This window comes from Rhodoferax sp. UBA5149 (assembly GCF_002413825.1).
Taxonomy (GTDB): Bacteria; Pseudomonadota; Gammaproteobacteria; order Burkholderiales; family Burkholderiaceae_C; genus Rhodoferax.
The window spans coordinates 22,907-33,377 of the sequence record NZ_DHXT01000065.1; the positions used below are offsets into that span (position 1 = coordinate 22,907).

General features: G+C 63.9%; 12 protein-coding genes. 10 read left to right on the top strand and 2 right to left on the bottom strand.

Annotation, left to right across the window (positions count from 1 at the left end):
- The 8 genes from B3V69_RS05315 to B3V69_RS05350 all read left to right on the top strand — a co-directional run.
- Positions 1-459: nitrilase-related carbon-nitrogen hydrolase (locus B3V69_RS05315; RefSeq protein WP_296444466.1), on the top strand; the 459-nt coding region annotated here is incomplete at its 5' end.
- A gap of 97 nt (positions 460-556) precedes the next feature.
- Positions 557-1,462, top strand: coding sequence for a glycine--tRNA ligase subunit alpha (glyQ, locus tag B3V69_RS05320; protein ID WP_296444490.1), 906 nt, complete (start codon positions 557-559; stop codon positions 1,460-1,462).
- 3 nt (positions 1,463-1,465) lie between these two features.
- Positions 1,466-3,622, top strand: a complete 2,157-nt coding sequence (gene glyS / locus B3V69_RS05325) for a glycine--tRNA ligase subunit beta (protein ID WP_296444467.1) — start codon at positions 1,466-1,468, stop codon at positions 3,620-3,622.
- Between the two features lie 11 nt (positions 3,623-3,633).
- Positions 3,634-4,194, top strand: coding sequence for a D-glycero-beta-D-manno-heptose 1,7-bisphosphate 7-phosphatase (gene gmhB / locus B3V69_RS05330; RefSeq protein ID WP_296444469.1), 561 nt, complete (start codon positions 3,634-3,636; stop codon positions 4,192-4,194).
- Positions 4,195-4,271: 77 nt separating this feature from the next.
- Positions 4,272-5,006, top strand: coding sequence for a lysophospholipid acyltransferase family protein (locus B3V69_RS05335; RefSeq protein ID WP_296444471.1), 735 nt, complete (start codon positions 4,272-4,274; stop codon positions 5,004-5,006).
- Between the two features lie 10 nt (positions 5,007-5,016).
- The gene (locus B3V69_RS05340) at positions 5,017-5,913 is read left to right on the top strand and encodes a M48 family metallopeptidase (RefSeq protein WP_296444472.1); all 897 of its coding nucleotides are present in this window, start codon (positions 5,017-5,019) and stop codon (positions 5,911-5,913) included.
- Positions 5,914-5,952: 39 nt separating this feature from the next.
- Complete coding sequence (locus tag B3V69_RS05345) at positions 5,953-7,200, top strand: MgtC/SapB family protein (protein ID WP_296444474.1); 1,248 nt, start codon at positions 5,953-5,955, stop codon at positions 7,198-7,200.
- A gap of 378 nt (positions 7,201-7,578) precedes the next feature.
- A complete protein-coding gene (locus tag B3V69_RS05350) occupies positions 7,579-7,866 on the top strand; it encodes a VF530 family protein (protein ID WP_296444475.1) in 288 nt (95 codons plus the stop codon).
- A gap of 10 nt (positions 7,867-7,876) precedes the next feature.
- On the opposite strand, the gene B3V69_RS05355 is transcribed toward B3V69_RS05350, so the two are convergent.
- On the bottom strand, positions 7,877-8,443 hold the full coding sequence (locus tag B3V69_RS05355) for an NYN domain-containing protein (protein ID WP_296444477.1): 567 nt from the start codon (positions 8,441-8,443) through the stop codon (positions 7,877-7,879).
- Position 8,444: 1 nt separating this feature from the next.
- The gene (locus tag B3V69_RS05360; protein ID WP_296444479.1) at positions 8,445-9,545 is read right to left on the bottom strand and encodes an MBL fold metallo-hydrolase; all 1,101 of its coding nucleotides are present in this window, start codon (positions 9,543-9,545) and stop codon (positions 8,445-8,447) included.
- 109 nt (positions 9,546-9,654) lie between these two features.
- Here B3V69_RS05360 and B3V69_RS05365 point away from each other — a divergent pair, with 109 nt between their 5' ends.
- Positions 9,655-10,080 carry a MerR family transcriptional regulator gene (locus B3V69_RS05365; RefSeq protein ID WP_296444482.1) on the top strand — a complete coding sequence of 142 codons (426 nt, stop codon included), beginning with the start codon at positions 9,655-9,657 and terminating at the stop codon, positions 10,078-10,080.
- A partial coding sequence (locus B3V69_RS05370; RefSeq protein ID WP_296444485.1) for an acyl-CoA dehydrogenase family protein occupies positions 10,077-10,471 on the top strand: 395 nt, incomplete at its 3' end. The genes B3V69_RS05365 and B3V69_RS05370, both read left to right, overlap by 4 nt.

Genomic DNA, 10,471 nt, shown 5'->3' on the forward strand with positions numbered 1-10,471 from the left:
CCCTTTGAATGGCAGGGGCAAAAACTGGCGCCCAATATCTGTGTTGAGGATCTGTACGGCGAAGAGCTCGGCCAGCTCTTTACCGACCCGGCGCAGGCCCCCACCATCTTCGTCAACATCAGCAACCTGGCGTGGTTCGGCAACAGCCTGGCGATGGACCAGCACCTGCAGATTGCGCGCATGCGCGCGCTGGAGTTCGCGCGCCCCTTCGTGCTGGCGACCAACACCGGCGCGAGTGCGATCGTGGACCATCGCGCGCGCGTTGTCGCCGCCTTGGTGCGCGATACCCGGGCGGTGCTGGTGAGCGAGGTGGAGGGCAGAACCGGCGTCACACCCTATGCCGGGTGGCTTGCGCGTTGGGGCTTGTGGCCGTTTTGGCTGGGGGCCCTGGGCCTGGTCTTGTTGGCGGCGCGCACGCGATGGCGAAAACGCCAGCCGGTCGCTGTTGTCGGGTACTGATCCGCCAGCCTCGAACCCCCGTAAAATCTCCGCTTTACACGCGAAGCCCGTGTCTGTTTCCAAACCCCAGGGCGAAGCCCGTCCAAGCACCCACGCCATGTTGACCTTCCAGCAAATCATTTTGAAACTGCAGTCCTACTGGGATGCCCAGGGCTGCGCCTTGTTGCAGCCCTATGACATGGAAGTCGGTGCCGGTACCTCGCACACGGCGACATTTTTGAGAGCGCTCGGGCCCGAGCCCTGGAAGGCGGCCTATGTGCAGCCGAGCCGCCGCCCGAAAGACGGCCGCTACGGCGAGAACCCGAATCGCCTGCAGCACTATTACCAGTACCAGGTGGTGCTCAAACCCGCGCCGGCCAACATCCTGGAGCTCTACCTCGGCTCGCTCGAAGCACTGGGCTTTGATCTGAAGAAGAACGACATCCGCTTTGTCGAAGACGACTGGGAAAACCCCACGCTGGGCGCCTGGGGTCTGGGCTGGGAGGTCTGGCTCAACGGCATGGAGGTCACGCAGTTCACTTACTTCCAGCAGGTCGGCGGCATCGACTGCAAGCCCATCACGGGCGAAATCACCTACGGCCTGGAGCGCCTCGCCATGTATTTGCAGGGGGTGGACAGCGTCTACAACCTGCAATGGACCGACACCCTGAGCTATGGCGACGTCTACCTGCAAAACGAAAAAGAGCAGTCGGCCTACAACTTCGAACACAGCGACGTCGACTTCCTGTTCGCGGCCTTCACGGCGCACGAAAAACAGGCCAAACATCTGATTGAGGTGCAACTGGCATTGCCGGCCTATGAGCAGGTGCTCAAGTGCGCGCACAGCTTCAACCTGCTGGACGCGCGCGGTGCCATCAGCGTCACCGAGCGCGCCGCCTACATGGGGCGCATCCGCAACCTGGCACGCAGCGTCGCCCAGAGCTATCTGGAAAGCCGCGAGCGCCTGGGCTTCCCGATGGCGCCGCGCGAGTGGGTCGCGCAAATGACGAAGAAGGCAGCATAAAAAATGACGACCAAAAACCTTCTCGTTGAATTGTTTGTGGAAGAGCTGCCGCCCAAGGCGCTCAAGAAGCTGGGCGAGGCGTTTGCGACGCAACTGGCGGAGCAGCTGCGCACGCAGGGCCTGGCCAGCGCCGAATCCGTCGTGACGGCTTATGCCTCGCCGCGCCGCTTGGCGGCCCACGTCACCCACGTCTGGCTGAAAGCGGCTGACAAGGCGGTGCAACAAAAGCTCATGCCGGTGAGCGTCGGGCTGGATGCCGCTGGCCACGCGACGCCCGCGCTGCTCAAGAAACTGCAGGCGCTGGGCGCCGATGTGGCCGACCCGGCGGCGGTAGTGGCAGCGCTCAGAAAAGCTCCCGACGGCAAGGCCGAAGCCTTGTTCTATGACAGCCTGGTTTCCGGCGCCACGCTCGACACCGGCCTGCAAAAAGCGCTGGAAGAAGCGATTGCCAAATTGCCGATCCCCAAGGTCATGAGCTACCAGCTGGAAACCGATTGCGAGCTGCCCGGCTGGAGCAGCGTGCACTTTGTGCGCCCGGCGCACGGCCTGGTGGCGCTGCACGGCAGCACCGTGGTGCCCGTGAAGGTGCTGGGGCTCACGGCGGGCAACCGCACGCAAGGCCACCGCTTTGAGGCCAAAGTGTCGCCGGTGCTGATCGCGGACGCGGACAGCTATGCCGCCACGCTGGCCCAGGACGGTGCGGTGATTGCATCGTTCGCCGAGCGCCGCGCCGAGATCGTGCGCCAGCTGGCCGCCGCTGCCGCCCAGGCGGGCCGCGGCAAAGATGGTCAGTCGCACGTGGCGCTCCGGCCCATCGAAGACGAGGCCTTACTCGACGAGGTAACCGGTCTGGTGGAGCGTCCCAACGTGCTGGTCTGCGAGTTCGAGGCCCAGTTCCTCGACGTGCCGCAGGAATGCCTGATCCTCACGATGAAGGCCAACCAGAAGTACTTTCCGCTGCTTGATGCCGCGGGCAAGTTGACCAACCAGTTTCTGGTGGTGAGCAACATCAGCCCGGAGGATGCGAGCGCCGTGATCGGCGGCAACGAGCGCGTGGTGCGCCCGCGCCTGGCCGACGCCAAGTTCTTCTTCGATCAGGATCGCAAGAAGACGCTGGCATCGCGTGTCGAAGGACTGGACAAGGTGGTTTACCACAACAAATTGGGTTCACAGGGCGAACGTACGGAGCGCGTGCGCGCAATTGCGAAAGCCATCGGCCAGCAACTCGGTGGCGACACCCTGGCGCAAGCGGCCGATACCGCCGCGCGTCTGGCCAAGACCGATTTGCTGACCGACATGGTAGGCGAGTTCCCCGAGTTGCAAGGCATCATGGGCGGCTACTACGCCCGCCATGATGGCTTGAGCGAAGACATTGCCTTCGCCATTGAAGACCATTACAAACCCCGCTTTGCCGGCGATGAGTTGCCGCGTAATCAGGTGGGCGTGGTGGTGGCGTTGGCTGACAAGCTGGAAACGCTGGTGGGCATGTTCGGTGTCGGCAACGTGCCGACGGGGGACAAGGATCCCTATGCGCTGCGACGCCATGCTTTGGGGGTGATCCGCATGTTGGTGGAGGGGGACATTCAATTGTCTTTGACCGAGCTCATTCGCGATGTCGAGATCACTTTCAAGGTGCTTGACGTTGGGTCTGACGCGAAGTTGATCGATTTCATCTACGACCGCCTAGCCGGCTCCCTGCGCGAGCAGGGCTATAGCGCGCAAGAGGTCGATGCGGTGGTATCGCAACGCCCACAGCGCCTGGGCGACGTCCCCAAGCGTCTCGCCGCCGTGCGTGCTTTCGCGGCCCTGCCCGAAGCCGCCGCCCTCGCCGCCGCCAACAAGCGCATCAGCAACATTCTTAAAAAAGCGCAGGACGTTGATCCCCATGTCAGCGAACTGCTGCTCAGGGAGCCCGCCGAGATCGCCCTGTACGCGGCGATGCAAGACGTGACGCCGAAGGCGAAAGCCCAATTTGACGCCGGCGACTACACCGCCTCGCTGCAAACCCTGGCCGCCCTGCGTGCGCCGGTGGACGCCTTCTTCGACGGCGTCATGGTCAATGCCGAGGAAGTCGACCTGCGCCTGAACCGCCAGGGCCTGCTGAAAAGCCTGCACGACGCCATGAACCGGGTGGCTGATCTGTCCCGGCTCGTTGCCTGAGCCGATACGCCATGAAACTCGTCATCCTCGACCGCGACGGCACCATCAACCTAGACAGTGCCGACTATGTCAAATCTCCAGAGGAATGGGCGCCTTTGCCGGGCGCGCTGGAGGCCATTGCCCGGCTCAACCACGCCGGCTGGCATGTCGTGATCGCGTCCAACCAGTCGGGCTTGGGGCGGGGCCTGTTTGACGTGTCCACCCTCAACGCCATGCACACCAAGATGCACAAGCTGCTGGCGGCGGTGGGCGGGCGAATCGATGCCGTGTTTTATTGCCCGCATGCGCCCGATGAGGGCTGCCGCTGCCGCAAGCCGGAGCCCGGCCTGTTCGAGCAGATCGGCGAGCGTTACGGGCTGGACCTGGCCGGCGTGCCGGCGGTGGGCGACACGGCGCGCGATGTGCTGGCCAGTGTCGCCGCCGGATGCGAGCCGCATCTGGTGTTGACCGGCAAGGGCGCGACCTACCGCGGGCGCAGCTTGCCCGAAACCTTTCCCAAAGCGCTGCGGGTCCATGATGACCTCGCCGCATTTGCCGATTTTCTGATTGCGCGGGAAACTGCCGCCGCGTGATTCGACAACTTCTTTGCTATTAAAATAATAGCGTTCTGTGCACTATCAACGGGGGCTAGAGCCCTGAATTACCTTACATGTCCTTGATTCGATCAATACTGCACATGGCGTGGATACTGATCACGGTGATTCCGTGGGGACTCACGCTGGTGGTGATTTCCGTGTGGGTGCGCCGCACGCCGCTGTGGTGGTTCGCCGTCAACTGGTTTCGTCTGGTCATTTGGGGCACACGCGTGATTCTGGGCATTCAGGTGCGGGTCAGCGGCATGGACAACCTGCCGCAAGGGGCGAGCAGCCCGGCGATTTTGCTGTCCAAACACCAGTCCACGCTGGAGACCCTGCTGCTGCCGACCCTGATGCCGCATCCGCTGGCCTTTGTCTTCAAGCGCGAGCTCTTGCGCCTTCCTTTCTTTGGCTGGTCGATGGCGCGGCTGGACATGATTCACATCAACCGCGAATCGCGGGCCGCCGCCCTCAAGCACGTGGTGGCACAGGGCAAGCGCTTGCTGGCCCAGGGCACCTGGATCATCATGTTCCCCGAGGGCACGCGAATTGCCCGTGGCGAAAAAGGCACTTACCAGACGGCCGGCACCCGGCTCGCGGTTGAAACCGGGGCGCCGGTGATCCCGATTGCGGTGTCGTCGGGTAAATGCTGGCCGCGCAAAGGCTTTATCAAGGTCCCCGGTGTGGTGGATGTCTCGATTGGGCCGCCGATTCCCAGCGTTGGACGCGAGCCCAAGGAGCTGATGCGCGAGGTTGAGGCCTGGATCGAAGCCGAGATGCGCCGGATTGACCCCGAGGCTTACGTTTAAGCGCAACGCCATGCACCCGCTGCTACGCTTCACGCTCGATCTTTTTGAGTCAAATCAGGCGCCAGCGCCCGTCAACAATGCGCAACCAGCTATTGAATTAATAGCGGCTGGCGCTGGCGAGCCCGCCAGTCGGCTGCAGGATCTGATCGCCCCCGCCACCTTTCGCCATCCCCGCGCCAACCGCGAAGCGCGTTTGGCGGATGCCCTCGTGGCCTATGAGTTCAAACGCGGCAAGCGGCGCACGATTGGTTTTTCGGTCGGGCCGCAAGGTCTGGTGGTGCGCGCCCCGAAGTGGGTGCCGCTGTATGAAGTGGACGCCGCCTTGCAGGAGAAATCGATGTGGATCATCCGCAAGCTGGGCGAGACCGCGGAACGTCACGAACGGCTGGTGTCCCAGCGCATCGAGTGGCGGGACGGCACCACGATTCCTTTCCTGGGCCAGCCGGTGACGGTGGTGCTGGACCCGCGCCATGGCTTTGGTGCCGCCGGCGCCGAGCTCCAGACCGGCACGCCGGGCCTGACGCTGCAGGTCGCGCTGCCGCACGCGGCTACTGCGGAGCAGATCCGGGACGCGGTGCAGGCCTGGCTGATGCGCCAGGCCAAACGCGTTTTCATCGAGCGGCTGGACCACTTTGCGCCGCAGTTGCAGGTGCAGTGGCGCAAGCTCTCGCTCAGCAATGCCGCGACGCGCTGGGGCAGCGCCCGTGTTGACGGCGCCATCCGGCTCAACTGGCGCCTGATTCATTTCCGCCAGCCCGTCATTGACTACGTGGTGGCGCATGAGCTCAGCCACTTGCGGGTGATGGACCACAGCCCGCGTTTCTGGGACACCGTGCGTTCGGTGGTGCCCGACTACGCCGCACTGCGCGGGCAGCTCAAGGATGAAGCGGCGCCGCGCTGGCAATAGCGCCTGCGCACCGCGCCATCCGCCAACACCGTTGCCCTCATGGATCTGAGCTATGACACCCTCACCACGCTGGCGCTGGCCTTGGGGCTGGGCCTGCTGATCGGCATCGACCGCGAGCGCCGCAAAGGCAGCGGCCCGACGCGGCATTTTGCCGGCATCCGCACCTTCTCCCTGGTGTCGCTGGCGGGTGCGGTGGCGCAGTCCCTGAATCAGCCCTGGATCACGCTGGTGGCCGCCGTGCTGGTGGCCACGCTGGCCGTGATCTCGCACATGAAAGACCGCTCCCGCGATCCCGGCGTTACCACCGAAATGGCCTTGTTCGTGACCTTTCTGCTGGGCGTGCTGGCGGTGGAGCAGCAGGCGGTGGCGGCGGCGGTCGGTGTGGTGGTGGCCGGCCTGCTGGCGGCGCGTGTGCCGCTGCAACGTTTTTCCACCCGCACCCTGTCGGAGCAGGAGCTGCGCGACGCGCTGGTGCTGGCCGCCTCGGCCCTCATCATCCTGCCGCTGGCGCCGAACCAGCCGGTGGCCTGGCTGGGCGGCGTCAACCCGCGCACGGTCTGGCTGCTGGTGGTGATGATCATGAGCGTGCAGGCGGTCGGGCATGTGGCCTTGCGCTTGTTTGGCGCCAAGCTCGGGCTGCCGCTGTCGGGGCTGGTGGCGGGTTTCGTCTCCAGCACGGCCACCGTGGCCGCCATGGGCGCGCGCGCGCGCAAGCGACCCGAGCTGCGCATGGCCTGTGTCGCCGCTGCCTGGTTTTCCACCGTGTCCACGGCCTTGCTGCTGGCGTTGATGGCGCTGGTGCTGCAGCCGACCGCGCTGCGCAGCCTCGGCCCGTCCCTGGCGTGTGCGCTGGCCACGGCCCTGGTGCTGGGTCTGGCCGCCCTGAGACGCAGCGACACGCTGGCGGACGATGGTCAAGAGATGGGGCGCGCCTTCAGCCCGGTCCAGTCGATCGGCCTGGCGCTGCTGCTCTCGGCCATCACGGCGGTCGTGGCCTGGGTGCAGGGGGTATTCGGTACCTTGGCTATTTATGCGACCACGGCGCTGGCCGGTTTTGCCGACCTGCACTCACCGGCGGCGGCCGTCATCACCCTGTCAGCCCAGGGCGGCATCGAGCCCGCCACTGTGTTGACGGCGGTGTTGCTGGCCTTCTCCACCAACACGATCAGCAAGATCATCGCCGCCTATGCGGCCGGCGGCGCGCGCTTCGGCACCCCGGTCTCGCTCGGTCTGGTGGCCGTGGCCGTGGCGGCGTGGCTGCCTTGGGGGCTGACCCTGGTTTGGTGATTTGTCACATTTGTCACAGCAGGCAAGGGTTCTGGCTGGCACCACTTGAAAATGGTAGAAATAGTCCGTGTTAAGCGCGCCGGCGCACTGACGCGGCAAGACGTTATCAGTACTATTCGTGGATGAACATGAAACCACCCGCACCCCATGAAGAATCCGCGGACGAGAGCGGCGGGGGAAAACTCACCTGCGCGCTGTGTGGCGGAAACTTGATCCGGATTCCGCGTCGCGCCTCTGACCGCTTGTTGAACCTGTTTGTGCCGGTTCACCGCTATCGCTGCAGCCGATTCACCTGCCAATGGACTGGTAATCTGCGAATCGACAGCCGCACTGCAAAGTCGCTTGAAACGTAAAGTCGGCTAATGCCAAAATCGCGGCATGCCAATTTCTCCCACGCCCCTCAAGCAAACCGCTAATCCCCTGCACGGCCTGACGCTGGAAGCCATCGTCACGGCCCTGGTCGCGCACTACGGCTGGGTCGGCTTGAGCGAGCGCGTACCGGTGCGCTGCTTCAGCAGCGACCCCAGCGTCGCATCGAGCCTGAAATTTCTGCGCAAGACGCCGTGGGCCCGTGACAAGGTGGAAGGGCTGTACCTCTTCATGCTGCGCGACATCCGCCGCGCGGGCGGCGCTGGCCCTGGCGCCAGCCCGCCTTCCCCGCCTTGACGCCTTTCGCTCAGAGCAGCGGGCTATCGGGCGGCGGCGCCTCTGCCATGTCGGGCGTGTTGACCAGATTTTCATAGTAGCGAAATTCGTGGCAGCTCTTGGCCCAATGCCGGTTGGTCGACTTGCGCGCGCCCACCCCAATCAGCGTTCGGCCGGCCGCCTTGATCTTTTGTGCAACCGGCATGAAGTCGCTATCGCCGCCGACGATCACGACGGTGCCGATATGGCCAAAGCGGCCGAGGTCCTCGACCGCATCCAGACAGAGCCGGATGTCCGCCCCGTTCTTGGCCGAGGCACCGGGCGAGAACAGTTGAATGAGTTCAACCGCACCCTCCAGCAAGGCATCCCGGTAACGCCCAAAATACTGCCAGTTGCAGTAGGCGCGATTGATCGCCAGGGGTCCGAAAGACGCGGCCAGCTCAATGATGGCCGGCACGTCGATCAGGGGCTCCTGGGACTTGAAGCGCCCATCCGGCTTGTTGTAGGCGCCTTCGCCCAGCCGGGCGTCTGTCAGACTGGCGTGAAGATTTTCGAAATCCCAGTACAGAGCGACCGACTTGTTGCTTGCGCGGTCCATGCTAACGCGCGGCAGGCACATGGAAACGGTAGACGCCGTCTTCACCGCGGGTGCGCTGCAAGCGGCCCTCATACCACAGCAGGTGCAGGTGGGCAATCGACTCGCCCATGGCAAAGGTGGTCTGGTGCAGGTCCAGCGCGCGCTTGAACAGCACCGGCAACATCTCGGCGGCACTGCTGGGCTTGGCGCTGCAGGCCTCCATCACCTCGGCCAGGCGGTCGCGGTGGTGGTCCTGCAACTGTTGAATGCGTTGATACAGGCCGGTGAACGGCTTGCCATGCGCGGGCAGGGTGAGCGTCTGGGCGTCCAGCGCCTTGAATTTGTCAATCGAGTCCAAAAACTGCTTGAGCGCGTTCGATTCGGGCTCCTGGTCGTACACGCTGACGTTGGTGGAGATGCGCGGCAGCATCATGTCGCCACCGATCAGCACCCGCAGTTCTTCGCAATACAGCGAGATGTGCTCCGGCGCATGGCCGTAGCCGCTGATGCAGGTCCACTGTTGCCCGCCAATGGTGAGCACGTCGCCGTCCATCATGCGCCGGTACTGGCGTGGCACCGAGGGCACCAGGGTCGGGAAGTAGCTGGAACGCCCTTTTATTTTTTCGACGGTGTCCGGGTCATTCAGGCCGTGCGAGGCAAAGTAAGCGGCCGCCGAATCACCGCCGAAACCGGTCGGGCCTTCGGTGCCGATGCGCGCCAACGCGTAGTCGGTGGCGCTGATCCACAGGCGCACATTCCAGCGCTCGCACAGCCAGTGGGCCAGGCCGATGTGATCCGGGTGCATGTGGGTCACGATCACGCGCAGGATCGGAAGGCCTTCGAGTTCGCCCGCGAATATCTGTTCCCACTGGGCTTTGGCCTCGTCACGGCTGATGCAGCAGTCCACCACGCTCCAGCCGGGCTGGCCGTCGATCTCGTCGCGCAGCAGCCACAGGTTGATGTGATTCAGCGCAAACGGCAGCGTCATGCGCAGCCATTTCACGCCCGGCGCCACCGTCACCGTGGCGCCGGGGGCGGGCAGCGTATCGCCTAGCGGGTAGTGCAGCTGTTTTTCGAGTTCATCGGCGAGCCGGTTGACGGGTTTGTTGGCGGCTGTGTTCAAGGGCGTTCCTAATTTGCGACATAATTGACGTTTACGTAAACGTCAATTGAAAAATCGCATTGTAGGTGGGGACGCCGTTTGGCGCAGTCACCTTTGCCCAACACAACTTATGGCTATCACCTACAGCATCAGCGATCTGGCCCGTGAGTTCGACCTGACCACGCGGGCCATGCGGTTTTATGAAGACATGGGCCTGCTGCAGCCCGAGCGGTCCGGCCCCGGCGGGCGCAATCGCGTTTACAGCGGGCGTGACCGGACCCGCTTGAAGCTGACGCTGCGCGCCAAGCGGCTGGGCTTGAGCCTGACCGAGGCCAAGGAAATCATCGAGATGTACGACAGCCCGCGCGACACCGGGCCGCAGCTGCAGAAATTTCTGCTGGTGCTCGCGCAACACCAGAAACAGCTTGAAGCGCAGATGGCCGACCTGCAGGCCAATCTGGATGAGCTCAAGGTGCACCAGCGCGAGGCGAAGGCCCTGCTGACCAAAAGCCTCAGGAAAAAAGAGATTGAAACCAAGATAAAGGAGCAAGCATGAACCTGCCAGGACTTAACTTTCAACTGGGCGAAGAGATTGACGCCCTGCGCGACGCGGTACGCGAATTTGCGCAGGCCGAAATCGCGCCGCGCGCCGCCGAGATCGATAAAAACGACCAGTTCCCGATGGACTTGTGGCGCAAGATGGGGAGCTTGGGCGTGCTCGGCATCACGGTCGGCGAGGAGTACGGCGGCGCCAACATGGGCTACCTGGCGCACATGATTGCGATGGAGGAAATCTCGCGCGCCTCAGCCTCGGTCGGCCTCTCCTATGGCGCCCACAGCAATTTGTGCGTGAACCAGATCAAGCGCAACGGCAGCGACGAACAGCGCCAGAAATACCTGCCCAAGCTGATCTCGGGCGAGCATGTGGGCGCGCTGGCCATGAGCGA

Excerpts from the sequence above, each read along its gene's own strand:
- glyQ (WP_296444490.1), top strand. The coding sequence starts at position 557 with ATGTTGACCTTCCAGCAAATCATTTTGAAACTGCAGTCCTACTGGGAT.
- B3V69_RS05365 (WP_296444482.1), top strand. The coding sequence starts at position 9,655 with ATGGCTATCACCTACAGCATCAGCGATCTGGCCCGTGAGTTCGACCTG.
- gmhB (WP_296444469.1), top strand. The coding sequence starts at position 3,634 with ATGAAACTCGTCATCCTCGACCGCGACGGCACCATCAACCTAGACAGT.
- B3V69_RS05345 (WP_296444474.1), top strand. The coding sequence starts at position 5,953 with ATGGATCTGAGCTATGACACCCTCACCACGCTGGCGCTGGCCTTGGGG.
- B3V69_RS05350 (WP_296444475.1), top strand. The coding sequence starts at position 7,579 with ATGCCAATTTCTCCCACGCCCCTCAAGCAAACCGCTAATCCCCTGCAC.
- B3V69_RS05355 (WP_296444477.1), bottom strand. The coding sequence starts at position 8,443 with ATGGACCGCGCAAGCAACAAGTCGGTCGCTCTGTACTGGGATTTCGAA.
- B3V69_RS05340 (WP_296444472.1), top strand. The coding sequence starts at position 5,017 with ATGCACCCGCTGCTACGCTTCACGCTCGATCTTTTTGAGTCAAATCAG.
- B3V69_RS05335 (WP_296444471.1), top strand. The coding sequence starts at position 4,272 with ATGTCCTTGATTCGATCAATACTGCACATGGCGTGGATACTGATCACG.
- glyS (WP_296444467.1), top strand. The coding sequence starts at position 1,466 with ATGACGACCAAAAACCTTCTCGTTGAATTGTTTGTGGAAGAGCTGCCG.